Here is a 25,143-nt window from a genome sequence, read left to right as displayed (position 1 = left end):
CACTCATGCACAGACTGACTCGCGACGATATCGAACAGGCAGCTCGCCTGGTTTACCAGGTCATGCCCGCCACGGCCCAGTACCCTTGGCCCTTGCTGGCTCAACGGTTGGGTTGCACGGTGTGGGTCAAGCACGAAAATCACACGCCTACCGGTGCGTTCAAAGTGCGCGGCGGTATCACGTTCATGCACTGGCTCAAGCGCGAACACCCGGGCGCGAAGGGCATTGTCAGCGCTACCCGCGGCAACCATGGCCAAAGCCTGACACTGGCGGCTCGCACGCTGGGTTTGCAGGCGTTGATCGTCGTGCCGGAAGGTAACTCGGTGGAAAAAAACAACGCCATGCGCGGCTTTGGCGCTGAAGTGGTCGAGTATGGCCGCGATTTCGATGAGGCCCGTGAAGAGGCTGCGCGCCTGGCGCAGACCCATGACCTGTTCCTGGTTCCGCCGTTTCACACCGAGCTGGTCAAAGGCGTCGCCACCTATGCGCTTGAGCTGTTCAGCGCCGCGCCGGACCTGGACACCGTTTATGTGCCGATTGGCTGTGGCTCGGGGATTTGCGGGGTGATCGCCGCCCGCGATGCGTTGGGTCTGCAAACAGAGGTGGTTGGCGTGGTTTCCACGGAGGCGGCGGCTGCACAGTTGTCGTTTGACGCTGGCGAGATATGCGAAACCGCCTCGGCCAACACCTTTGCCGACGGCCTGGCCGTACGCAAGCCGATTCCCGAAGCCTTTGCCGTCTACGCGGCAGGTGCGGCACGGATCGTATCGGTCAGCGATGAACAGATCGCCGAAGCCATGCGTGTGTATTACACCGATACCCATAACCTTGCCGAAGGGGCCGGCGCGTCGGCGTTGGCAGCGCTGATCTCGGAGCGTGAAGCCATGTCGGGAAAAAGGGTGGGGGTGATTCTGTCCGGTGGCAACGTCGACAGAGCGGTGTATGCACGAGTGATTGCGTGAAGGCGGCCATGGCCCTGGTCACATAAATTTGAAATGCGCGGCATTGCTCGACAGAATCACGCCCCGATCCGGCCAAAGGCGCCGGACGTTCGTGGTGAAAGGGGCCGCCGTTGAACCAACAGACATTGTCCATGCGCCTGGAACGCGTGGCGGCACAGGTGCCAGCCGGTGCGCGCCTGGCCGATATCGGCTCGGATCATGGCTACCTGCCTGTAGCATTGATGCGCCGGGGCGCCATCGCGGCGGCGGTGGCCGGCGAGGTGGCGTTGACGCCGTTCCACGCGGCCAACCGCACCGTGCGCGAGAACGGCCTGGACTCGCGGGTCACCGTGCGCCTGGCCAACGGCCTGGCGGCAATCGAGCCGGGAGACGGGATCACGGCGGTCAGCGTCTGTGGCATGGGCGGCGAAACCATCCGTGACATCCTCGACAGCGGCAAGGCGTACCTGAGTGGTCAGGAGCGCCTCATCCTGCAACCCAACGGCGGCGAGCAGCCACTGCGCCAATGGCTGATGGACAATGGCTACCGCATCCTCTGCGAGGAGGTGCTGCGGGAGAATCGTTTCGACTACGAGATCATCGTCGCCGAGCGCTCCGGACCAGTGATCTACACCGCCCAAGAACTGTACTTCGGTCCGTTGCAAATGCAGGCCCGCAGTCCGGCGTTCCTGGTCAAGTGGCAGCGCAAGTTGCGCCAGAAACAAAAGACCCTGAGCCACTTTGCCCGAGCGCAGCAGGCCGTGCCCGAGGAGGCGGTGCAGGACATCGCGCGGCAGGCCCGGTGGATCACCGAGTTGCTGGCTTGAGCAAGCCTGGGGCACAGCTTCTCAAGCACCTCGCTTCAGTGTGTGTGCGAAAGAGTCGTTTCCATTCGGCGTGAACCGAATGCGGCAGGCGTTCGCGTAGGTGCTCACCAGCGAACAGACGCTCCTTGCGCGAGAGAAAGACCGCATCGTCACCGGAGTCGTCCGACGGCTTTGCTTTTCAAACGTAGCAGTTCCGATCCTGGATACTGTATTGCCAGTACTGAATTTGCGCTCGATTGGGAGTGGTTTGCTGATGACTGCAGGCGACTCGAGCGTGCTGGCAACCGGTAGGAAATTGTGCCACTGGTCGGGTCTGGCGACGAAAGTTCAGCGCAAAAGCGGTTTTTTTTTCGGCGTGGAGCAAAAAACGATTCAGCCGCATAGCGACGCGGGTTTCAGCCAAAGCGGCAGGTGTCCACAAGTGCTGGAAATAGTACCGTTTGTCGATGTTTGTGCTCAAAAAATGAACGATCGGGATATGCTGGGCTCTGATTTCCCAGCAGGCGGATCCTTAGGGTCCCGCTGCACTCACTAGTAAAATGGACGTATACCTCATCTGCATTGAATGAAATGCACATGGGGATTTTTTTTACCTGAGACCTGGAGTGATAGTATGCCGTCATCACTGACTCGCTGGGCGAGTCGCTCTCTCTTGTAATACCAAATTATTTAGTTGCTTCAATCTTTGCCAACTTGACCTTGCAGGTGCGAATCAATAATTCGCACGCCTGGGGCATGGTCAATTCGCACTGCTGCTATAAGTGGAGATGTAGTCTTGGATATTAATACAATGATCGGCCTGATCGGCCAGAAAGAATCCATGGAGTTTTTGCGTTTAGGCGTTGTGTACGTTCATCTGTTGGCTTGCTGCGTAGCTATTGGCCTGGTGTTTGCCAGCGATGCGGCAATGGTGAAGGACTTGTTGAAAGGTCGCGTGTCGTCGGGGCACGATAATGAACATATGGCCAGTCTGCAGAAGTCTGTTGCCAATGCGTTGATATTCTTGTGGGTTACCGGAGCTGCGGTAATAGGCATTGATTACCTTGAAAAAGGCATGACCTATTTTGCCAATCCAAAACTTCAAGCCAAAGTTATTATTGTATTGTTGCTGACGTTCAACGGCATGTTGTTGCACCGCTATGTATTGCCTGCAATGTTGAAGGCTGGTTCGTTGCTTGATCTTCAAGTCAATGTACGTATGTTTGCCCTGTTCTCTGGCGCACTGTCAGGCGTGTCCTGGTTGTATGCCGCCATGCTCGGTGTCGGTCGACCGCTGGCCTGGAAGTATTCGCTCACCGAGTTGCTGATGGCCTATCCGGTGTTGATCGTACTCGGCTTTGCGATGATGGTGACGCTGACCCAGTGGGCGCGTAAACGCAACGCTGCAACGCAGGTTCAGGAATCTACCTGGATGTTTGCCGGAATTCCTGCGCTGCGTTGAACTGACGTGAATCCAGGAAAGGACGGTTGAAACCGTCTGAACCTTTCAAACATCAGACCCCTCCTTGTGAGGGGTTTTTTGTGGGTGCGGGCACCCGAAAGCCGAGCAACTGTTTGCCGGAGCATGGTCGGCCTGCTACATGGCAGCGGTAGGGCTGGCCGCCCAACAGATGAAATTGACACTGCCGACCGACATGACCGTCGGCCTGACCTACACGCAATACATCTCCCCTGGTTGCGCTGTGGGAGGAAGAGTTTGAGATCCAGCTCCGGAGGGCAATGCAGCTATCGGATGTTCTGCGGTGGTTGTACCGCGGGACTGACCCTTGATCTGAATCCCCCCGATTTCGGCGTGATTTCCCCCCGCTAATGGGCACGATTCCCCGGCAAGACTCGCGTCTCCATCCGCTCGGGAATTTCAAACTCCGAGCAATGTTTGCGGGGCGTTCAGGTATGCCGACAAATTTTGTTACATCAATGGCAGGGTAATTGCTGAGCGAGGCTATCCCGTTCATGAAAGGTGTCGGGACGCCGTGGAGCTGCAAGTACCCCCATTGAACGATCGATGTAACCGTCGGATTGCATCACGAGACACCCCTGGCGACTCAATGGAAGTGCTGCGGTCATCCTCTGCAACTGTCCAGGGGAAGTCGTTATGATCCACTCCAAGGTAGTGCCGCTGCGACGTCTGTTGTGCTTGCTGGTTTGCCTGTTGACGGCCACGCTGGTGGCGGCCGACGAGCCTCAGGGCAATGACAATCAAAGTAACGATAAGTGGGTGGAGCCGGCACGCTCCAGGCTCATGCATGTGATTGGCGGTATGCCGTTCTTTCCCCATCGGGCCAATACCACCGGCAATCTGGTCTTGAATGTGAAGGACTTCGACAATGCCCAGGTCTGTGGCGCCTGTCATACGGAGATCTACAGGCAGTGGCGCTCGTCGATGATGTCCCAGGCCTGGGATGAACCCATCTATCGGGCCTTGCTCAAGCGTGCGAGTGCGGCCACCGAGGGCAAGGTCGATAACTTCTGCACCGGCTGCCATACCCCGATCGGTCTCACGACCGGGCAGATCACTTCGCAAGTCAACCGCTCCTCGATTGAAGACAGTGCGAAGAACCATCCGATGCCCGGGGTCGATTGCGAGACCTGCCACAACATCAGTGCCCGCACGGGCCTCGATAACGGCGCCTATGTCCTGAGCCCGCGGGCCCACGGCAAACCGACCAAGTTCGGCCCGCGCAGGGATGCCGTTTCGCCCTATCACGACACCGTCTATTCCGCTCTGCACACCCGCTCGGACTTTTGCGGCACCTGCCACAACGTCACGCACCCCTTCAGCAGCGTGGCGGTGGAGCGCACCTATGATGAATGGCAGGAGAGCACCTACAGCCTGAACAATGTGACTTGCCAGAGCTGCCACATGCCGGGTTTTGCGGGCAAGGCCGCGATCATGGGGCCAGACCGCGAGGAGGTCGCCTCGCATTGGTTCAGCGGGGCCAACGCGATGATGCTCAAGCATCTCGGTCAGGAGGAGGGCGCGCAACGCGCACGCGACATGCTCGGGCGCGCCGGGGACATAAAGTTCGAGCAAGTGCCGGCAGCCATGACGCCCGGGCAATACACCTCGGTAGCGGTCAAAGTGACCAACGTCGGCGCCGGGCACAAGCTGCCGACCGGCTTTCCCGAGGGGCGGGAGATGTGGATCGATTTTCGGGTGCGCGATGCCAGTGGTCGCGAGATCTATCGCCTGGGTTCGATCAAGGACGGCAAGACCGAGGTCAACACGCGAAATTTCAAGGTGCACATTGGCGACAAGGACGGCAATCCGCTGGACGTCGAGGTCTGGAATGCCACGCAGATTCTCTCGGACAACCGCATTCTGCCCAAGGGCTACGATATCGGGGAGTTCTCCTTCCTGGTGCCGGCCGACGCCGTCGGGCCGCTGACCCTCACAGCCGATCTGAACTACTGGCCGTTCTCCCAGAAGCTGGCCGACTACCTGCTCGGCAAGGATCAAGTGCAGGTGGAAATCACCCGGATGGCCAACGTCACGCAGAGCGTACCCCTGTCGACCAGCCTGTCGGTTGTCGGGCCAGATATGGCGCACTTTTAGCGGTGCTGCGTCGACCTCCAGGCGGGTCTCTGGCATTTAAATCGAGACGCTTGTCCTGAGTAGCGTCAATGATTTGTATCGGAATGATATGTATTTGCTTAGAAGGGATGATCGTTATTAATTGCGCGATGATTCAGGCAAAGACTTCAAAAAACGCTGTTCATGATCAGGATCCGGTAACAGACAGGCGTCGTATTTTCCGAAGAGCCGATAACGATTAAGCGCAATGCGGTCGTATGCCCAATCTCGAAGTTTACGAGGGAAGATGCGCAGCAGAGACACGGGGCGCCAGCGTGGGGGAAGTTGGGCGATGACTTCGAAAAAAGCTTGCGAACGCTCCCAGTAGCGTCGGTCGCGGATCACCGCCATGGTGTGGAATTGATCCATGGGCAAACCTGCCCATGCGAGCAGAGCCTGCCCCTCGGGTGACTGAACCGCCGCCAACCGCAGGCGCCGCTGGCGGTCATGGCGAATCAAGAACCTCACCCAGCCATTGCACAGTTTGCAGACACCGTCGAACAAGACCACCGTCTCTCCTGGTTCGAGCAGGGGCGCGGGTGAGGGACGGATTTGCGAGACTGGCATTTGAGACTTGAGGCCGCACATTTCAGTTAACCGGGGGGCGCGCTACACAGATCAGCTTTTGGCGCGATCGGTTGCCTTGGCTTTGCTTTCAGCTACAGCGCCTTCAGTTTTCTGTTTCTGTGCTACCTGGTAGGTGTCCATCGAGACTTTGCGGGCCGACTCCATGCGTGCGAAGGTCTTATCACCACCACCTGTGGCCATCGCCAGAGAAGAGGCGGTCAGAGTGGCAACTACGAAGAGGGCTTTCATGGATTTCATTTGGGTATCCTCAAGTGAGATTTAGTTAATAGATAACAGCAGGATTTATTCGCAAAACTAGAACTTCCTGGTTCAATCTGGCTTCACCATCCAGCCAGGGCGGCGTTTCCTGGTGACCAGGTGCCTTGCTCCTTGCGCTCTTGCGCGTCTCTGCTTTTTGCCCAGGCAGTGAGCAGTACCATCGCCCCGAATCCACCGACGATGAGCACCGGATAGGCTGCCAGCAACTCCACCAGCGAATACTTCCAGGCCAGCGGACGACCGACACCCAACATGGCGGCATAGAACCACGACACGCCAGAGAGGGCGCCGGAGAACAACGCCAGCATGCGCAGGTTGAAGGAGAGATTCAGTAGCGAACCGGCTTTCTTCAGCGCCGGCAATACAGCGCTATGCAACAGGAAACCGTTAAAGGTCAACAGCACAACGATGCCGATCTTGGCTTGCAGTTTGGGATTGAGGAAATACTCCATCCCCTTGCCGGCATAGTCGATCCCTACAATGCCAATGCCCGTAATCCAAAGCGCTACAAGTGCAAGCGATACGGTTTTTTGAAGGCTTTCCATGTGCGCGTCATCGTGGTGACTTGAGGCATCGCCCTTCAGGAGTTGCTTGACCATTGCAATGTCACTGGTCAAGACCAGCCCGATTGCCACGCAGCAGGCGATAAGATGAAAATATACAACGCCCAAACGCACATATTCCACGGTGGACGAAGAGAACATACTAAGTTCCATGGTGACCTCTTGGCTTCAGTGAATCAGTAATGCTTTCGGCACGGCTTAGTTGGAGTTTGCCGTTGCTGGTTGCAATCAGGATTCAGCAATTATTATTAATTAATCTTGCGACATTACGCCGCCAAGATAACGGTGAGTTTCTCGAATGAACTTTTAGTCATTCGATAATGTCCATTTTCAGGTAACAAAAAACATCATTCGCACTGGGCGCAGTATGAGGTTTAACTTCCGCTTCTGGGGGTGGGCAGTCGAGGCCCGGAACTCTATTGGCGAGTGGATCAGGCAATACTGTCGGGGTTGGCCGGACTTGCGCCCCACTCGAGGAAACGGATCTTGTGAACCTCGCCCTTACTGTCCAGATAGACAACAGTCACCGGTACCACGCCGGTCTTGTCGGATGTATCGGTACGCTGCAGTACTTGTTTCACATCGATGTCCATTCCGTAGTGGTAATCGACGGCCGAGACATGCGCGCCGGGTTCTTGCAGGCCGTTCTGGTCGAAGACGCTTGGTGCGAGACTGGAAATCACGGCACTTACTACTGTGGCCATGCTCATTAGGCTGTACCTCTGCTGAAGTTCGCTTGACGGGGACCTAATGTGACATGTCTTGAAACTGAAGTTCACTTCACCGCGACGAACGCGCCCGTCTGAAAAGCCTGTAGTGGCTGCAAACTCCCGGGAATTCCCCGCGCTTGACGCCTCTTGACCATTCGTCCTTTAACCCCCGTATTTGTTGGGTAAAGTCCGTTTTTTCAGGAGGTCATGACATGTCATGACGGATTTTCACGCAAGATGAATCAGTGCTTTCATTTCGGTCGGCGTGAGTCCGAGGGATCGCGGCGCGAGCATTATCCAAGTCCATCCGGCACTGGAAAAACAACAGGTAGCCGAACAGATTCTGGCCCAATTCGACACCCAATTGTCCTGGTCGACCTAGTGGGGCCCTTCGGGGCCCTTTTTGATTACGCAGGCGGCTTCGACAGGGGAGGCTTGAACCATCGGCGATTTGAAATGAACCAGGTCGCCTTCAGAAAATACAAATGAGAATACGTATCAAAACACGGCAGTGTGGTATACCATGCGCCGCGATTTGTTGGCATGTATGCCGTCCTGTTTGGCTATTTTCACAAGGTTTCCTAGATGCGTCGTACTTTGATGTCTATCTGCGTGCTTCAGGCGTTTTCCGCTTCCTCCTGGGCGGAGCAAGCCACTACCGAAAAATCCAGTCTGGAGTTGCAAGCGACAGACATCATTGGCACCGCAGACTTTGAAACCGCCCTGGGGCCGGTTGACGGCTATCGCGCGACGCGCTCGGCCAGCGCCACGCGCACCGATACGTCGATCCACGAAACGCCACAGTCCATCACCGTGGTCACCAGGGATGTCGTCGAGGACATCAGTGCCACCCGCTTGCAGGACGCCCTCGATTACGCTGGCGGGGTGGGGCGGGCCAACAATTTCGGCGGCCAGGGCCTGACCACCTTTACCGTGCGCGGCTTTACCACCGGGGAGTTCTATCGCAACGGATTCCCGATCAACCGTGGTTATCCGAACATGCCCGATGCCAACACCATCGAGCGACTGGAAGTACTGCGAGGGCCGGCGACCATGCTCTATGGCCGAGGCGATCCGGGCGGTACCTTCAACGTCATCTCCAAACAGCCCCTGGCCGTGCCCACTGTGACCCTGGGCAGCCAACTCGATGACCAGGGCATGAAGCGTGGCACGCTGGACGCCTCCGGTCCGTTGGACGAAGAGGGCCGCCTGGCCTATCGCCTGAACGTGGTGGGCGAGGGCGGTGATACCTTTCGCGATCATGTCGAAACCGAACGCTACGGCGTGACCCCGGTGCTGTCCTGGCAGGCCACCGACGACACCAAGGTAATTTTCGAAGGCGACTTCATGCGCAACAATCACCCGCTCGATCGCGGCGTGACGCGCTATCCGAATCAGATTGGCACCGCGTCCCGCGATACTTTTTTCGGCGAAAAAGACGTCGGCAAATTGCACAACGACAACAACATGGCGCAGCTGCGGTTTGAACATTTGTTGAGCGATAACTGGACGTTGGGCGGCGGATTCCAATGGCTCGACGGCACCCTCGAGGGGAATGCGGTCGAAGCCAACGGTGTGGCCGCGGACGGGCGCACCCTGGGCCGTAACTTCAACTACCGCAAGCTGGAGTGGACGGACAAGGACACCCAACTCAACCTCACCGGACATTTCACCGCAGGCGGTTTCGATCACACCCTGCTGACCGGTGTCGAGTACGAGGATTACGACTACAAGTCGATCATCCAGCGCTCCAGCGGCGCGGTGAGTGCCTACCCGATCGATATCTTCAACCCGGTGTATGGCCAACCGCGTCCAGCACTGACCCGAACCCCGACCAACGACAAGGAAAATCTCAAGACCTACGCGGCATTCGTCCAGGATCAGGTGGCCTTGACCGAACGTTTGAAAGTATTGGCCGGGGCCCGTTTCGAGCGCTTCGAGCATGATTACCAAACCTTCGTGCCCGGCGGCAGAAGCTGGGAGGCCAGCGACAATGCGGTGACCCCGCGCGTTGGCGTGACCTATGACCTCACCGACACCGTGGCGATCTATGCCGATACGGCTCGCTCGTTCAAGCCCAATACCGGCGCCAGTCGCCAGGGCGGTGGTTTCGAACCGGAAAAGGGCAAGTCCTATGAACTGGGTATCAAGTGGGAAGCGCTGGACAGTCAATTGAGTGTCGACGCGGCGATCTACCAGATCGAAAAGCGCAACGTTCTCACCACCGATCCGGTGGACTCGACGTTCAGTGTGGCGGCAGGCGAGGTGCGCAGCCGTGGTTTCGACCTGAATATCGCCGGCAACCTGACCCCGCAATGGCGGGTGATTGGCGGCTACGCCTATGTCGATGCCGAAGTGACCAAGGACAACGTCATCAAGTCCGGCACCCGGCTGATGAACATTCCGCAGAACAGCTTCAGCCTGCTCAATGTCTACGAGTTCCAGGATGGCGCACTCAAGGGGCTGGGGCTTGGCACCGGGCTCAAGTACGTCGATGAGCGTGCAGGGCAGACGGCCAACACGGCGTTTTCGATGGGCAGCTACACCGTGGTCGACCTGCTGAGCTATTACAAGGTGAACGACAGGGTCAGGCTCAACCTGGATGTGAAGAACCTGACGAACGAAGATTATGAGGAGGGCGCATTCGGCAACGTCTACGCCTATCCAGGGGCACCGAGAACGGTGCAGGTCGGTGTTTCCTATACGTTGTAAAGGTGAAGTCAACTTGACCGCGACGAACGCGCCGGCCTGAAAAGTCCGTAGTGGCTACAAACCCCCGGCAATTTCCCGCGCTTCACGCCTCTCGACCATTCGTCCTTCCCCCCTCGTATTTGTTGGTCAAAGTCCGTCATGACATGTCATGACGGACTGTCACTCAAGGCGACAATCGTTTCGTCACCTTCAGACTTCGTTAAGAAATACCTTTGATACTTCTCCCCAATAGATCCGGGGAGATGTTTTTCAATGTCCGATTTCAACTGGAACCTTCAGTTGCCGCTGCACTTTGGCCTGACCGAAGCACAGCAGATGTATCTGGTCAGGGCCTTGCCGGACGCCCCCCAACGGGGCGCCTTCGAAGCCTTTATCCAGCAACGTTTTCGTAAGGCCCACGGTGCCGATATCCGCCATTTCATGCCGGAGCTGTTTGGCATGAGCGATGCGTCCGGCGCGCTTTATGCGGTGGTCGGGGTACGTCTGGCGAGCACCGGGCCGCTGTTCCTGGAAGGTTATCTGGACGAGCCGATCGATCCGCTGATCAGTGCCGCGGCCGACCACACCGTAAGCCGCTCGGACATCGTCGAGGTAGGCAACCTGGCTGCCAGCGACACCGGCAGCGCACGGATGAGCATCATCGCGATGACCTACCTGCTCGCCATGGGGGGGTTGGAATGGGTCGCTTTCACCGGAAACCTGGGGCTGGTCAACAGCTTTCATCGCCTTGGCTTGAAGCCCGTGACCCTGTGTGCTGCCGACCCGGCGCGCCTGGGCGAGGACCGCCATGCCTGGGGCAGTTACTACGAAAGCAAACCCTGGGTTCATTTCGGCAATATCCGCTCCGGTTTCATTCATTTGCGCAACACTGGCCTGTTCAGTCGCCTGGGCTTGCCGACCTCCATTGAAGGGGACTGCCATGTCGCCTGAAATGGAGCGTTTCAAACAGGCCCTGCGTCATCATGCCGAGCAAAAAACCAATGCCATTGCCTTGTGGGGCGATCATCTGAAGCTGGACTACGCCACGCTGTATGCCGAGGTCATTTATCGCCAGCAGCGCCTGCGCGATGAGCAGGTCAGGGTGGTCGCCCTGGCGCTGGACAATGGCGTCGAAGCCATGCTGTGGGACCTGGCCGCGTTGTTCGAGGGATTGACCTGCGTGGCCTTGCCGCCTTTTTTCAGTCCGGCGCAACGCAAGCATTGCCTGGAGCAGAGCCAGGCCGAACATGTCATTGCCGAACCGCAATTGCACGACGAGCTGCAAGCGGCTGGGTATCAGAAGGACGGCGAGTTCTGGCTCCGTACCTTCAATGGCCCGAACCGAATGCCTGAAGGCACCGCCAAGTTGACCTTCACCTCGGGTACCACAGGCACGCCCAAGGGCGTGTGCTTGAGTGCCGACAGCATTCTGCGGGTCGCTCGCGAGCTGCACCTGGCCAGCCAGCCCACCGACCCGCAACACCACCTGGCGTTGCTGCCGCTGGCCATTTTGCTGGAAAACATCGGTTGTTACGCCGCACTGTATGCCGGCGCTACCCTGAGCCTGCCCAGCCAGAAAGCACTGGGGATTCAAGGCGCCAGCGGTGCGGATGTGACCCAGCTGTTGGGGTGCCTGGCCAGCCGTTCGCCCCAGAGCCTGATTCTGGTGCCGCAGTTGTTGATGATGCTGGTCAGTGCGGCCGAGCAGCAGGCTTTCGACCCACAGCATCTGCGTTTTACCGCCGTGGGCGGTGCCCGGGTCAGCGAAGATCTCCTGCATCGCGCCCAACGCGTGCGCATACCCGTCTATGAAGGTTACGGGCTGTCCGAGTGCGCGTCGGTAGTGTGCCTCAATCGCCCGCAGGCACAGCGCCCCGGCAGTGTCGGACGGCCATTGCCCCATGTGCAGATTCGCCTGGCGCACGACGGTGAAGTGCTGATCAAGGGTTCAACCTTGCTGGGCTATCTGGGAGAGCCGCCGCATACCGCCCAGTGGTGGCCCAGCGGCGATCTCGGCGAGTTCGACGCCGAAGGTTTTCTCTATCTCAAGGGACGCAAGAAACATCAGTTCGTCACCAGTTTCGGTCGCAACGTCAACCCCGAGTGGGTGGAAGCCGAATTGACCCAGCGTGGGCCCATCGCCCAGGCCTTCGTCTATGGCGAGGCCATGCCTCACAACCATGCGCTGCTCTGGCCCCATCGCCCGGACTGCACCGACGAACAACTGGCCGCCGCCGTAGCCCAGGCCAACGAGGCTTTGCCCGAGTACGCCCACATCCATCACTGGAGCCGGCTAGACCAACCCTTCACTGCCACCAACGGCTTGCTCACCGCCAATGGCCGGCCCCGCCGTGACGCCATCATCGAACGCTACCGGGGGCAATTGGCCGAATCTGCATTTTCCGAGGAATCCGCACCATGAGTTTTTTTGACAGGCTGCAACAAGCCACCGAGCAAGAACGCAATGAACTGTTCAACCTGCCGATCATCCGTGATGCGCTGCAGGGCGACGTCAGTCTGGAAAGTTACCGGGCGTTTCTGGCACAGGCCTATTACCACGTGCGCCATACCGTGCCATTGATGATGGCCTGCGGTGCGCGCCTGCCATTGCGCCTGGAATGGTTGCGCAAAGCGGTATGTGAATACATCGAGGACGAATACGGCCATGAACAATGGGTACTCGATGACATTCAAGCCTGTGGCGGCGACAGGGACGCTGTACGCGACGGGCGCCCGTCATTGCCGATCGAGTTGATGGTCAGTTTCCTCTACGACCTGATCGCCAGGGACAATCCGGTGGGATTGTTCGGCATGGTCAACGTGCTCGAAGGCACGAGCATCGCCTTGGCCACCCACGCCGCCGGCAGTATTCGCCAACGCCTGGACTTGCCGGAAAGCGCTTTCAGCTACCTCAGTTCCCACGGCTCGCTGGATATCGAACATATGCAGACCTACCGTCGACTGATGAACAGCCTTGAAGACCCGGGCGACCAGGCCGCCGTCATTCACGCCTCCAAAGTGGTGTACCGGCTCTACACCGATATGTTTCGTGGCTTGCCGCGTAACGGGGAGAGCCTGCATGCGCCTGTCTGAAGCTCGCGTCGTGTTGACCGGTGCCAGCGGCGGCATCGGCCTGGCCATCGCCACCGCACTGTGCGCCAGTGGTGCCCGGGTGCTGGCGGTTGCTCGGCATCGGGAACCCTTGGTGCCGCTGCTTGAGCTTTATCCCGGTAACCTGAGTTGGGTCCGCGCGGACCTGACGCTGCTCACCGACCGCCGAGAGGTATTGGCGCGGGCGCAGGGCATCGGCGGCATCAACCTGCTGATCAATGCCGCCGGGGTCAACCATTTCGCCATGCTCGAACAACTGGACGACAGTGAAATCAATTCGATGCTCGCGGTGAACATTGGCGCGCCGATGTGCCTGACAAAACTGATGTTGCCACTGCTCAAGCAAGCCGACAGTGCGATGGTGGTGAACGTCGGTTCGACCTATGGCTCCATTGGCTACCCCGGCTACGCCAGCTACTGCGCCACCAAGTTTGCCCTGCGCGGGTTCTCCGAAGCCTTGCGTCGAGAGTTGGCAGACACCCGGGTCAGTGTGCTTTACGTCGCCCCGCGAGCGACCCGTACCAGCATGAACAGCCCGCAGGCCCAGGCGCTGAACGATGCGCTCAAAGCCAATGTCGACGATCCGCAAACCGTGGCGGCCGCGGTGATTCATGCCATTGCCGGTGAACGTCGCGACTTGTACCTGGGCTGGCCCGAGCGTTTTTTTGTACGCCTGAACAGCCTCCTGCCCCATCTGGTGGACCGTGGTTTGCGCAAACAATTGCCGCTGATCCGCCGCCTGAGCCAGAAACCCGACCAGGAGAATCCCGAACCATGAAAAAGATCATCGCTTGCCTGCTGCTTGGCGCCTTGAGCCAGAGTGTCTGGGCGCTGGATGCTGCCGACCAGCAGCGTCTCAACAGTATCCAGCAAAGCTGGGCGCACATTCAGTACGAGTTACCCGAGGGGCAACGAACCGCGGCTTTTGAAAAACTGGCCGCCCAGGCTTCGAGCTTCAAGCAGGAACGCCAAACGGTGGCCGAGGCCTGGATCTGGTCCGGCATTGTCACCAGTAGCTGGGCGGGCGCCCAGGGGGGACTGGGTGCGCTGGGCAAGGTCAAGGATGCCAAGGCCGACCTGGAAAAAGCCCTGGCCCTGGACCCCAAGGCCCTGCAAGGCTCAGCCTATACCAGCCTGGGGGCGCTCTATGACCGCGTACCCGGTTGGCCCATCGGTTTCGGCGACGCTGACAAGGCCGAGCAGTTGCTCAAGCTGGCATTGCAAATGAACCCCAACGGCATCGACAGCCTGTACTTCTGGGGCGATCACCTCTACCGTCAGAAGCGTTATGTCGAAGCCAGGGCTGCGCTGCAAAAAGCCTTGCTGGCTGCGCCTCGACCTGGCCGCGAGAGCGCTGATGCCGGGCGCCGCAAGGAGATCGAAACGCTGTTGGTGGACGTGAACAAGAAACTTGGCTGACAGGAGACCCTGTGCGTTTATTACTCATAGAGGATGACGTGGCACTCGGCGAGGGCATTCATCAGGCCCTCGGCCGTGAAGGTTATACCGTCGACTGGTTGCAGGACGGCAACAGCGCCTTGCACTCGTTGCTCAGTGAAATCTTCGATCTGGCGGTGCTCGACCTTGGCCTGCCTCGCATGGACGGTCTCGAAGTGCTCAGGCGCTTGCGCGACAGCGGTTCCAACCTGCCGGTGTTGATCCTGACTGCGCGCGATGCCACCGAAGACCGCATCGCCGGCCTGGATGCCGGCGCCGATGACTACCTGATCAAGCCTTTCGACCTGGCAGAACTGAAGGCGCGCATACGTGCGTTGCTTCGGCGCAGCGCCGGGCGTGGACAATCGCTGATCGAGCACGCCGGTATCAGCCTGAACCCCGGCACCCAGCAAGTGAGCTACAAAGGCGAGCCGGTGGCCCTGACACCCAAGGAGTACCAGTTGCTCCACGAGTTGCTCTCGCCACCGGGCCGGGTAATGACTCGCGACCATCTGATGCAGTTGTTGTACGGTTGGAACGAAGAGGCCGAAAGCAACACCCTGGAAGTGCACATCCATCACCTGCGCAAGAAGTTCTCCACCGATCTGATCCGCACCGTCCGTGGTATCGGGTACCTGGTGGAGGAGCGTCGATGAGTTCGATCCGGCGTCGCACCCTGGTCCTGATCATCGGCCTGATGCTCGCCGGCCTGGGCGTGATCAGCGTGTTCAATCTGCACGACAGCAATCACGAAATCGCCGAAGTCTATGATGCCCATCTGGCCCAGAACGCTCGCCTGCTGCAAGGGGTCATGCGCATGCCCATGGTGAGCAAGGACCATGCGGACCTGTACAAGGCTTTCAACCAGGCCCTGAACGAGGCGACGCCCAGGGCCGAAGGGCATCCGTATGAAACGAAGATTGCGTTTCAGGTATGGAACGCCAGGAACGAAGTGCTGGTACATACGGCCAGCTCTCCGTCCTTCAGCACACCGCCGGTCACACCAGGCTTCAGCGATGTAGTCGATCTGAACAATCGGCATTGGCGCGCCTTCCTGCTTGAAGACAAGCAGAACAACCTGCGCATCTGGGTGGGTGAACGGGACGACGTGCGAATGGACCTGGTGGACCGGATCGTACGCCACACGCTGTGGCCCAATATCCTGGGGAGTCTGTTGCTGGCCGCCATGATCTGGCTGGCCATCGGCTGGGGATTGAAGCCGCTGGTCAACATGGCTGCAACGCTGCGGGCCCGCAAGCCCGGCTCGCTCGAACCCCTGCAATTGACGCCGCTACCCACTGAGCTTGAGCCCATGCAGGCGGCCCTCAATCGCATGCTCGCGCAAATTCAGGAAATCATGGGGCGCGAGCGACGCTTTATCGCCGATGCCGCCCACGAAATGCGTACACCCCTGGCCGTGCTCAGGATCCACGCGCAAAACCTGATGGAAGCGGGGAGTGAAGAGGATCGTCGCGCATCGCTGGAATTCCTGATTGCCGGTGTGGACCGTACCAGTCGACTGGTCAATCAATTGCTGACGATGGCTCGTATTGAGCCTGGAGCAGGGACTGAACCGCCTGCACCTATTGATCTGGCCAGCACCGTTCGCGACAGCCTGGTCCAGTTGACACCCTGGTTGCTGAGCAAGGGGCTGGAACTGGTTTTTGAAGTCAGCGACGACATCATCCTTGCCAGAGTCGACCCGGCCGCGATCGATATTGCCTTGAACAACCTGGTGACCAATGCGGCGAATTTCTCCCCTCGGCATGGTGTGATCACTGTAAGGCTGGTCGAGAAGGAAACCCGCTACGAACTGTCTGTCGAGGATGAGGGCCCGGGCATCAACGAGCAGGATCGCGATCGGCTTTTCGAGCGTTTCTACAGCCGCGGAAATGATCAGGGTGCAGGGTTGGGGCTGACCATCGTCAAGGCCATTGCCGATCGCTTTGGTGGGCAGGTCAAACTGGAGAACCGCACCCCTGGAGGGTTACGCGCGACGCTGGAAATCCGTCGCTTTTGACGTTGTTCCTGGTTTTGCCTGGTGCAACGTCCAGGGGAGCGATTGTTGGTCGGATGAAAACATACGACTGGTGACCGGCGTGCCCCCGGGTTCCCTGCTATTAATCAATGAATGTTCGAGTGCTTATCCGTTCGGGAGCCGCGTCATGAGTCCATCCATTCGCATCGGCATAGTCGACGATCATCCGATGTTACGTGAGGGCGTTGCCAATACGTTGAGAAAACGGGCGGATCTTCAGGTCGTGGAGCAGGGCGCCAATGCGCAGGATGCCAGGGATATCGCCCAGAGGGTGCGCCCGGACGTGATGCTGATGGACGTCAATATGCCGGGGGATGTGTTCGCCGCGGTGCGCTTCATTTCCACTGAACTGCCGGATGTGAAGGTGCTGATGCTGACGGTTTCGGAGTCTGAAGATGACGCCTTTCTGGCACTGGATGCTGGCGCGCGCGGGTATGTGTTGAAGGGTGTCAGCGGACCGGACCTGATCCTGGCGATCAGGTCGGTTGCCAAGGGTGAGACCTATATCACCCCCGAGTTTGCCAACAAACTGCTGAGTAACAGCAAGAAGCACGAGGCGCAAACGCCCAACTTTGATTTGACCCACCGCGAGGAGGAGGTCATTCGAGAAGTTTCAAAGGGTCTGACTAACAGGGAAGTCGCGACAAGGCTGTCGATCAGCGAAAAAACCGTCAAGCACCACATGGGCTGCGTGATGCACAAGCTGCACGCCCGAAATCGTGTCGAAGCGGTCACGGCTCTACGGCGTTATTGGGAGCGTGAAGCTGTCGGGCGCCTTCACAACGGTGAAGGGAAAACCCCAATGGATGCCCACAGCAGCTCTGACTAGAGCTTGAACTGTGCATTGACCGACGTACCCGAGGCGCTGGAGTCGATGCTGAACAACCCGCCCAGGGATTCAACGCGATAACGCAAACCGGCGAGTCCCAATCGGGTTCTGCCGGATGTATCGAGCAGCATGGCGTCCTGCGCCATGCCCGGACCACCGTCCCTCACGCTGATGTTCAATACCTCATCAACGTATTGCGCACGGATGACCTGGCCTTCGCCGTTGGCATGACGGAAAGCGTTGTTGAGGGTTTCTTGCACAAAACGGTACAAGCAGAGTTTGAGCGGCAGTGGCGCGGCCTCCGGTAGCCGCCCCATGGTTAATGTGACCCGGGTGCCAGTGCGTTGCTCGTGCCGTTGCGCCACCAGTTGCAACTCTTCCTCCAGGCTCAGGTCGTTGATTTCCGGAAGCGCCAGGCCTCGTGATAAATCGCGGACCTCGCTCAATGCGTCGGTGGCGGCGCCACGAATGGTTTCCAGCGACTCCTGATCGACAGCGGAGCAGTTTTCGGCCAGGTCGTCGAGACGGATCAGAATCAAGGTCAACAGCTGCGCCGGCCCATCGTGCAGGTCTGCACCAATGCGCCGCAAGGTGAGTTCGTTGATCCGGGAAAACTCCTGGGTAGCCGTCGCCATCTTGTGCTGGAGTTCGGCATTGCTGAGATGCAGGCGGGTTTGCTCCTGCAACCGCATGCGCAGTGCCACTTGCTGTCGCAGGATAATTTTGTCACTGCGTCGCACGATGAAGAAGAGCAGCGTCAGCATCGCCAGTGTCGCGGTGCCTACGTCTATCCACACCTGCTGCCGGACGCGATTGATCTCGCGCTTGAGGCTATCGGCCTTTTCATAAAACTCGCCCACCGCAATGATATCTCCGGTGCGTGAGTCGCGAAGGGGCGCGTAGATCTCATAGAGCGGCATGTTGAGTTTGCGCTCGAACTCGTTCTCATCCTCCTCCTTCAGGTCTTTGAGGTCGGTAACCACATTGCCCTTGAGTGCCTCGGTGATTTCATCGAGTGGGAATTTGCGGTCAGTGACGGCTTTGTTCGTGCCGTAGATCACCGTGCCATCTGCTCGCCAGATCTTGATCGAAACAATGTGCTGTTTGAGCGAACGACTTTCCGCGAGGCGATCGAGGGACTGGACGCTGGCAGCCGAGAGGGCGTTGTCCCGGCTCATTTCCTGCACATAGGGCTCCAGAAACGTATCCATGTACTGAGCGGCAGCTTCTGCTGCGCTGTGCACGGCGGCGTTTTCTATCCGTTCGCTCACCAGATTACCGACGAAGAACATGGTCAGCCCCAGGATCACTGCAGCGACAATGACAAACTGGGTCGAGCGACTGAGTTCGCGCGCCTGGCCCCCGAAGCGAGTGCGCCTGATGCCATTGCCAGCCACTTCGCAAACAGGGGCTGGTTCGCCCGGGGCCTCAGTCTCCTGCGCGGTAAACGCCTGGTTTTTTGATTCGGCTCTTGCATCTTTTTCCATCGGCCTGATTCCGTGATCATCGTGATATGTCGGTTGGAAACCCTGCAATTCGATGGATATCTGGAGATTGGCTGTGGGCGCCATGCCCATGACTGACAGTAGTTCACTGTATAGCGATCCGACGCCCGCCCTGTGCAATTTCAGGCAAGGCGTTATGCCGTGCGTCAGTTCAAGCCGGCCGCACCGTCAGGATTTGTTCGATCAGCCACGCCAGCACCGGCTCATGTTGGCGTTGCGCCAGATACACTCATCGGGGTGGAACGAGCCGACGTCGAGCGGCAATTCGAACACCTGCAGCGGCAACAGCTGCGCGAACCGAATGGCTAACCGGGGAAGCCGTTTTCGCATTTTGATGGCTACGCCGTGCGGCGGTAACCGAGAGACTCCGGTTACCGCCGCGCTGCATTCACTGTCTATGTTCAGGCTTGCGCGGCGCTGACCTTGCCAGTGATCGTGGCATTCTTGCGGACCGCTTGATACAGCAGGCTGGACACCATGAACCCGACAATGGCCAATACGCTCATCAACGAGAACACGTAGTTGTAGCCTTGTTGACCCGGGAAGTGGTCAAGGATGGCGCCATAGATGACGTAGGCAAACATGCCGGGTGCATAGCCGATCAGGCAACCGATCCCGAAGGCTGAACCGGTGATGTGCTGGGGAATGCCGACTTCACCCATGGGGGCCCAGAACACGCCGCGCATGGAAAACACAATCAGCGCGAAGGAGAGGGTGGCCGCCATGCCTGCGTAGATGTAATCCGGGCTTTTCGGGATGAGCATGATGACGCCCATCAGCGGCAACAACGCCAGGAACGCCCACTTCAGATAGCGGCTGGAACTCTTGAACTGTTTGTCGGCGATGAAGCCACCGGCAGGGCCGCCCAGGATCTTGAGGAAGTACTGGTTGATGATGCCGTAGGCGCCCACCAGGGCCACGGGCAGTTCGTACATTTCCTTGAGGTAGGGAATGAAATAAGTCAGGCCGCAGTACACGATGTAGACCATGAACACATTGAGGCTGACCAGCCAGATGCCCGGCACCTTGATGGCCTCGAGCAGGTTCGACAACCCGTTCTTCGGCTTGACGGTCGACTGGGTTTTGCCGCTCTTGAGCAACAGCCAGGTCAGGGTGCCGGCAAGAATGTCGATGACCGAGTAGAAGAGGATCGCCGATTTCAGACCGTTTTCACCGGAACCCATGGCGACGAAGACGCCCAGCGCAGAGAAGGCGACCAGGGTATCGATGACGCCACGCCCGCCTTCGAGCAGGCCGAACAGGCGCCCCTGTTCCTTGTCGTCGCCCAGGTTGCGGATGGCTTTGAGCAGCGAAGGCCAAAAGAGGCAGTCGGCACACACGGCCAGCAGGCAGAACACCACCAACAGATTGCTGAAGGGCGGAAAGGTCGCCAGGTAGAGCCCGAGGCCGCCGGTACCGATCAGGCCCAGGGGGATCAGCTTGCGCGTGTCGTAGCGGTCGGCGAGCATGCCGCCCACCACGAACAGCGCCGTGGCGAGGATGGCGTTGGCACTCAGCAGCACGCCGATTTCAGTGTGGGACAGCCCCATGAATTCTTGCATGGGGATGTAGAAGGCGTCTTTGAGATTCGCCAGCTTGTAGATGGTGCCACCACCGAGGATGAGAATCAGGAATCTGAGCCATTTGGCCTTGTCTTGGGATGTCATTATTGTTCTCCAGGCTTGATTGGGTAGGCAGTGCCGATGGGCACGTCAGGTTCAGGCGTCAGGGCATTGGGCCAGGGTCAACTCGGCCAGGGTGCGGAACTCGGCCAGCAGGCCTCGTACGTAGGCCACCTGGTTGTTTGCCCAACGGTGCTCATCGGCCAGCATTCGCTCCAGCGAGAAGCCTTCCGGCAGCGCTGTTTCACTCATTTCCCGGTACGCAATGAACGGGTCGGCGGCTTCGTCGAGCTGGCGGAACGCCGGGGCGACGTAGTGGTTTTCCTGCTCGAGAATGAAGGCGATCACCTGTGGGGTTGATTCGCCGAGCATCAGCAATTCGAACAGCATGCGTGCGCTGGGCAGATCGTCTTCGTCACTGCCTTGCAGCACGCCGTAATGCCCGAAGCCGTTTTGCTCAGGCACGATGCGCACACCCTTGAGGTGGGTCTGGCGTATGTGCGGGGCCAGGGCGCGCAGTGCCGCCAGGGGCTGTTCGCAGGCATTGATCATGTTGCCGAAGTCGAACAGGGCGTGCAGGCGAGGGTGGTTCAAGCGGCTAAGCAGTTGTGCGATCTCGCCGCTCTTGAGTTCTTCATGTTGCTCGAAGTCGAAGAACAGATCGTGCTCGTCTGCCTGTTGCGCGAGGTAGTGCAGGTCTGACTCGATCACGTCCATGACCCGGGACAGTGCCCCTTCGTAGCGTGAGTAGACACGGATATTGCGGGTGCCCAGCGCCCTGGCAATGGCGATCACTTGATCGACATCTTTTTTCAGGGTGCTGCTGATTTCCAGATGCACGTCCAGCCCGAGTGCATTGGCCTTGGCAGCGAACGCCTGAAGCTGCTCGGCTGTCATTTGACTGAGGCTGTTTTCCTCACCGTCGAGCAAGTGCAGGCTCAGGCCCTGCAATTCGTGGCGATAGGCAAAATCCAGCAGGTCGCCTGGGGTGACACGGCCGTGGGTCAGGTTGGTCAGCAAGGGATAGGCATGGGCAAACAGGCGCAGTTGCGCCAGTCGGTCGAGCAACTGGCGGGCCAGCGCCTCGTTCAGTAGGGGGGGAGCCTCGGCCTCGACAGCCTTATGGCTGAGCAAGGCGTTGAATCGTTCCTGGATCTTATTGTTCATTCGAGTCGTTCCTGGTTCAGACACCGGGTCTACCGGCGCAGCCTTTATCGCGCCAGTCAGGAACTCTCGATAGATCCATTATCAGTTAATTCATAAGGCCACTTGCCTTGGGTCAAGTGGCCGGTTGCAGGTAGCCCATTTTGTCCAGGGCCTGGGCCAGCGCTTCGACGCGCGCTTGAGCCTGGTCCTCGGGGGTGCTGGCAAAGCCGATCAGCAGCGCCGGCGGCAAGACGTGTTCGACGCAGTAGTCGCTCAGGGGATAGGTATGAATGCCATGCTCGCCAAGTTCCCTGGCCAGGGCATCGTCATCGAGATGCGCGGGTAACCAGGCGATCAGGTGCATGCCGGCTTCCACTGGCGTGATCCTGAAGAAAGTCCCCAGGCGTTTGTGCAGGTGTTCCACCAGTGCCTGCTGGCGAGCCTGGTACAGGGCGCGCATTCGACGAATATGGCCGAGAAAGTGGCCTTCGCGCATGAAGTCCGCGGTGACGGCCTGGAGCAGGGTGGGCGGGCTGCGATCCATGACCGCCCGCAGGGTGCAGAAGGGTTCGATCAAGGCGTTCGGCAGTATCACGTAACCCAGTCGTAGCGAGGGGAAGAGCACTTTGCTGAAGGTCCCGGCGTAGATGACCCGGGCCCATTGGTCCATGGCATAGAGTGCCGGCAGGGGGCGGCCGTTGTAGCGAAACTCGCTGTCGCAGTCGTCCTCGATGATCCAGCTTTGATTCTGGGCGGCCCAGTCGATGAGTTCCTGGCGCCGCCCATAACTCATGGTGATGCCCAAGGGATGCTGGCGAGAAGGTGTGGTAAACACCAGGCGAGCGTCAGGACACACAGCCAGGCCTTGCCGGACATCGATCCCCTGTTCGTCGATACGCAACGGCACGACCCGGCCACCCTGGGCCTGGAGCGCAATGCGCGCCGCGATATGCCCCGGATCCTCCATCCAGAAGCTGTCCTGCGGGTTGAGCAACAGCATGCCCAGCAGGTTGAAGGCTTGCTGGGCGCCGGACACGATGACCACTTGATCGGCAGTGCAATCAATGCCACGGGCATCGAAGACGTACTCGGCAATCGCCTCGCGCAGAGCCAGCAATCCCTGCAATTCTCCATAACCGAGCATGGCCTTGGTCGGCTTGTGCAGGTGGCGGTTCAACAGGCGCTTCCAGACCGATTGCGGGAACGCATCGTAGGCGCTGTGACTGGGCAGGAACGAGGTCGGGCTGCCGGTCGCCCAGTCGGCATAGGAAACACCGCGAAAATGATCGCTGCGCAACGACAGCATGGACTGGCTCAGGTCGGACAGGCGAGGGGGCTGGCGCTTGTGCTCATCGTCGTCGATACCGCGGCTCTCCCATTCATGGCCCACATAGGTCCCGGCCCCGGTCCGCGACGTCAGGAAGCCTTCGGCAATCAGTTGATCGAACGCATTGAGAATGCTGATTCGCGACAGCTGCAGTTCCTTGCTCAGGGTCCGGGTGGAGGGCAGGCGCACGCCGCCCTGAATCCTGCCGCTGAGAATCTGTTTGCGAATCTGCAAGTAGAGTTGGCGGTACAAGGGGATGGAGCTGGCACGGTCCAGTTCGATACCTGACAACAGCAAACCTGCGGAGGATTTCATTTTTGGTTCGTCTGGATGAGTGTGGTTTGGCCTGAACTGCCGTCAGGTTCCCGGGTGCGAAAGGGTATCGAGGGGGGCTGGATATGTCATCCACCACAGCGTCACAATAATATGGCTGCCGAGTACGGCATTGCACTAACCGATCTTGTCATGGTCCATACACCCCGCATCGATAACTTGATCAAGGACCGCGAAAGCATGATCGCCTCCACATAATCAGCAACGCCCTCCAACCGGTTCCGTGAATCGGGCCTCGCCGCACGTTTATCCCTCAATTCCTTTCGAAGATTTAACCCATGTACCTACGCAAAATTGCAGTTGGGCTGTCGGCCCTTGTTTTGCTCTCGACCGGGGCGCAAGCCCGCAGTCTGCTGGACATCCTCAAGCCACCTGCCGCACAACATGAACAAACGTCCCGCTCGGGCTCGATCAGCCAGAACGCGGCCCTGGACCTCTATTCAAGCAAACAGAAACAGGCATCGTTTGACGGCTGCGCCGAGCTGTTCCCGGCAGCGAAACCGATCAACACGGCGACAGTGCCATCCTCCATGAAACCCCTGGCGCTGTGCTCCGACAACTTCGCGGTGCTGTACTCGCAAACCAGCAAGACCCCACTGGTGGTGGTCGAGCGTCTGAATGCGGCCCAGTTGCAGGATGCCAAAGGGGAGGAGCGTACCAACCAGTTCTACCCGGACCCACGCATTCCCAAGAGTGGGCGCGCCGAGTTGAGCGACTACCGCAGCCAGAAGCCGGCCGTGGACCGAGGCCATCAATCCCCGGCAGCCGATGCCCCGAGCCCCAAGGCAATGGCCCAATCCTTTGCGCTGTCGAACATGGTGCCGCAAGACCCGACCAATAACCGCAAGATCTGGAGCAAGGTCGAGTCTGACGTCCGCAAGTTTGCCAAGCGCGCCGATGGCAACGTGTTTGTCTTTACCGGCCCGCTCTTTGACCCGGGCCACTCGACCATCGGCGACAACCAGGTCTGGGTGCCGACCCGCCTGTTCAAACTGGTGTACGACGCATCGTCCAAACGTGCCTGGGCCTACGTGCTGCCTAACGCAGAAACCCGAATCGAGAAGCCGATGGACTATGAGACGTTCGTGAAGAGTACCGGGCTCAAGCTGCTCGGGAACCTGCCCGTGACAGGTTCCGCCGGGCGCACCTGATGGCTGGATGAGCAGCACCCCAAAGGTTGGAGGCAACCGATGGGGTGTTGCATTGACCGATAAAATTTCGGCAAGGGGTAACAAATTGTAAAAATGGACTATACCCAATAGGGCAATCGCTCCGGACCCGGGACATGATGCCCCTGAAGGTACTCGTCCCAGGAACTTCAACGTCAAGTAGACCGAGAGATTCTGGATATGAACGCTTTGAAAATCGCTGCCAGCGATGCGGTCCGGGATTGTTTTCGTAATACCCGTGAAGTCGTCCGGTTCGACCAGACAGACTTTACCGATGTCGCCGTCGCCGTACTCTGCATTGATGACCTGGCCGCCGGAGTGCTGGATGCCATCAAGCGCACCGGCTTCGATATCCCGATCTTCCTGGTGGCCTCTCAGGGCCGCAGCAATCGCTCCCTGGCGATCTACAAGCAACTGCGGGATGTCATCTTGCAGGTCAATGGCGTCTTCGACCTATCCAGCAATAATGCCGAT

Annotated in this window: 24 protein-coding genes and 1 pseudogene; 17 read left to right on the top strand and 8 right to left on the bottom strand. The window is 58.9% G+C overall.

Going from position 1 to position 25,143, the window contains the following annotated elements; translation table 11 throughout:
* Positions 1-5: 5 nt before the first annotated feature.
* From ACM6G4_RS27595 to ACM6G4_RS27570, 6 genes and pseudogenes are all read left to right on the top strand, one after another.
* Complete coding sequence (locus tag ACM6G4_RS27595; RefSeq protein ID WP_414915041.1) at positions 6-962, top strand: threonine dehydratase; 957 nt, start codon at positions 6-8, stop codon at positions 960-962.
* Between the two features lie 110 nt (positions 963-1,072).
* Positions 1,073-1,768 carry a tRNA (adenine(22)-N(1))-methyltransferase gene (locus tag ACM6G4_RS27590; RefSeq protein WP_409079222.1) on the top strand — a complete coding sequence of 232 codons (696 nt, stop codon included), beginning with the start codon at positions 1,073-1,075 and terminating at the stop codon, positions 1,766-1,768.
* 100 nt (positions 1,769-1,868) lie between these two features.
* Positions 1,869-2,303: a hypothetical protein gene (locus ACM6G4_RS27585; protein WP_414915040.1), complete on the top strand. Its 435-nt coding sequence runs from the start codon at positions 1,869-1,871 to the stop codon at positions 2,301-2,303.
* 255 nt (positions 2,304-2,558) lie between these two features.
* A complete protein-coding gene (locus ACM6G4_RS27580; RefSeq protein WP_223541201.1) occupies positions 2,559-3,209 on the top strand; it encodes a hypothetical protein in 651 nt (216 codons plus the stop codon).
* 91 nt (positions 3,210-3,300) lie between these two features.
* A pseudogene (locus ACM6G4_RS27575) lies at positions 3,301-3,417 on the top strand (peroxiredoxin); the annotation flags it as partial.
* 446 nt (positions 3,418-3,863) lie between these two features.
* Positions 3,864-5,324: a multiheme c-type cytochrome gene (locus tag ACM6G4_RS27570; protein WP_414915039.1), complete on the top strand. Its 1,461-nt coding sequence runs from the start codon at positions 3,864-3,866 to the stop codon at positions 5,322-5,324.
* A gap of 117 nt (positions 5,325-5,441) precedes the next feature.
* On the opposite strand, the gene ACM6G4_RS27565 is transcribed toward ACM6G4_RS27570, so the two are convergent.
* The 4 genes from ACM6G4_RS27565 to ACM6G4_RS27550 form a co-directional block, all read right to left on the bottom strand.
* Entirely contained in the window at positions 5,442-5,909 is a 468-nt protein-coding gene (locus ACM6G4_RS27565; RefSeq protein ID WP_414915038.1) for a thiol-disulfide oxidoreductase DCC family protein, read from the bottom strand.
* 51 nt (positions 5,910-5,960) lie between these two features.
* Complete coding sequence (locus tag ACM6G4_RS27560; protein ID WP_056724998.1) at positions 5,961-6,167, bottom strand: co-regulatory protein PtrA N-terminal domain-containing protein; 207 nt, start codon at positions 6,165-6,167, stop codon at positions 5,961-5,963.
* An 83-nt stretch (positions 6,168-6,250) separates the two neighbouring features.
* Positions 6,251-6,904: a hypothetical protein gene (locus ACM6G4_RS27555; RefSeq protein WP_056724996.1), complete on the bottom strand. Its 654-nt coding sequence runs from the start codon at positions 6,902-6,904 to the stop codon at positions 6,251-6,253.
* Between the two features lie 278 nt (positions 6,905-7,182).
* Complete coding sequence (locus tag ACM6G4_RS27550) at positions 7,183-7,461, bottom strand: DUF2790 domain-containing protein (protein WP_056724994.1); 279 nt, start codon at positions 7,459-7,461, stop codon at positions 7,183-7,185.
* 585 nt (positions 7,462-8,046) lie between these two features.
* On the opposite strand from ACM6G4_RS27550, the gene ACM6G4_RS27545 reads away from it, so the two are divergent.
* From ACM6G4_RS27545 to ACM6G4_RS27505, 9 genes are all read left to right on the top strand, one after another.
* Positions 8,047-10,173: a TonB-dependent siderophore receptor gene (locus ACM6G4_RS27545; protein WP_414915037.1), complete on the top strand. Its 2,127-nt coding sequence runs from the start codon at positions 8,047-8,049 to the stop codon at positions 10,171-10,173.
* A gap of 252 nt (positions 10,174-10,425) precedes the next feature.
* Entirely contained in the window at positions 10,426-11,103 is a 678-nt protein-coding gene (locus ACM6G4_RS27540) for a thermostable hemolysin (RefSeq protein WP_414915036.1), read from the top strand.
* Positions 11,093-12,574 carry an AMP-binding protein gene (locus ACM6G4_RS27535; RefSeq protein WP_414915035.1) on the top strand — a complete coding sequence of 494 codons (1,482 nt, stop codon included), beginning with the start codon at positions 11,093-11,095 and terminating at the stop codon, positions 12,572-12,574. The genes ACM6G4_RS27540 and ACM6G4_RS27535 overlap by 11 nt, the downstream gene beginning before the upstream one ends.
* A complete protein-coding gene (locus ACM6G4_RS27530) occupies positions 12,571-13,245 on the top strand; it encodes a TenA family transcriptional regulator (RefSeq protein WP_414915034.1) in 675 nt (224 codons plus the stop codon). The genes ACM6G4_RS27535 and ACM6G4_RS27530 overlap by 4 nt, the downstream gene beginning before the upstream one ends.
* On the top strand, positions 13,232-14,041 hold the full coding sequence (locus ACM6G4_RS27525) for an SDR family oxidoreductase (RefSeq protein ID WP_056724965.1): 810 nt from the start codon (positions 13,232-13,234) through the stop codon (positions 14,039-14,041). The genes ACM6G4_RS27530 and ACM6G4_RS27525 overlap by 14 nt, the downstream gene beginning before the upstream one ends.
* Positions 14,038-14,682 carry a tetratricopeptide repeat protein gene (locus ACM6G4_RS27520; protein ID WP_056724963.1) on the top strand — a complete coding sequence of 215 codons (645 nt, stop codon included), beginning with the start codon at positions 14,038-14,040 and terminating at the stop codon, positions 14,680-14,682. The genes ACM6G4_RS27525 and ACM6G4_RS27520 overlap by 4 nt, the downstream gene beginning before the upstream one ends.
* 11 nt (positions 14,683-14,693) lie before the next feature.
* Positions 14,694-15,356 (top strand): response regulator, encoded by a 663-nt coding sequence (locus ACM6G4_RS27515; RefSeq protein ID WP_056724962.1) that lies wholly within the window; start codon positions 14,694-14,696, stop codon positions 15,354-15,356.
* Positions 15,353-16,720, top strand: coding sequence for a sensor histidine kinase (locus tag ACM6G4_RS27510; RefSeq protein ID WP_414915033.1), 1,368 nt, complete (start codon positions 15,353-15,355; stop codon positions 16,718-16,720). The genes ACM6G4_RS27515 and ACM6G4_RS27510 overlap by 4 nt, the downstream gene beginning before the upstream one ends.
* Before the next feature lie 145 nt (positions 16,721-16,865).
* A complete protein-coding gene (locus ACM6G4_RS27505) occupies positions 16,866-17,567 on the top strand; it encodes a response regulator (RefSeq protein ID WP_414915032.1) in 702 nt (233 codons plus the stop codon).
* Here ACM6G4_RS27505 and ACM6G4_RS27500 read toward each other — a convergent pair.
* From ACM6G4_RS27500 to ACM6G4_RS27485, 4 genes are all read right to left on the bottom strand, one after another.
* Complete coding sequence (locus ACM6G4_RS27500) at positions 17,564-19,054, bottom strand: sensor histidine kinase (RefSeq protein WP_414915031.1); 1,491 nt, start codon at positions 19,052-19,054, stop codon at positions 17,564-17,566. The two genes, ACM6G4_RS27505 and ACM6G4_RS27500, sit on opposite strands and share 4 nt — an antisense overlap.
* 419 nt (positions 19,055-19,473) lie before the next feature.
* Positions 19,474-20,739: an MFS transporter gene (locus ACM6G4_RS27495; protein ID WP_414915030.1), complete on the bottom strand. Its 1,266-nt coding sequence runs from the start codon at positions 20,737-20,739 to the stop codon at positions 19,474-19,476.
* Positions 20,740-20,790: 51 nt separating this feature from the next.
* Entirely contained in the window at positions 20,791-21,861 is a 1,071-nt protein-coding gene (locus tag ACM6G4_RS27490) for a sugar phosphate isomerase/epimerase family protein (protein WP_414915029.1), read from the bottom strand.
* Positions 21,862-21,973: 112 nt separating this feature from the next.
* Positions 21,974-23,482 (bottom strand): PLP-dependent aminotransferase family protein, encoded by a 1,509-nt coding sequence (locus ACM6G4_RS27485; RefSeq protein ID WP_414915028.1) that lies wholly within the window; start codon positions 23,480-23,482, stop codon positions 21,974-21,976.
* A 296-nt stretch (positions 23,483-23,778) separates the two neighbouring features.
* On the opposite strand from ACM6G4_RS27485, the gene ACM6G4_RS27480 reads away from it, so the two are divergent.
* The gene (locus tag ACM6G4_RS27480; RefSeq protein ID WP_414915027.1) at positions 23,779-24,651 is read left to right on the top strand and encodes a DNA/RNA non-specific endonuclease; all 873 of its coding nucleotides are present in this window, start codon (positions 23,779-23,781) and stop codon (positions 24,649-24,651) included.
* A gap of 198 nt (positions 24,652-24,849) precedes the next feature.
* The coding region (locus ACM6G4_RS27475) for an Orn/Lys/Arg decarboxylase N-terminal domain-containing protein (protein ID WP_414915026.1) at positions 24,850-25,143 on the top strand (294 nt) is incomplete at its 3' end.

Origin of the sequence: Pseudomonas sp. IT-P258, from assembly GCF_949767825.1 — a bacterium.
Lineage (GTDB): Bacteria > Pseudomonadota > Gammaproteobacteria > Pseudomonadales > Pseudomonadaceae > Aquipseudomonas > Aquipseudomonas monachiensis.
This window is presented reverse-complemented; position numbering and strand designations above follow the sequence as displayed.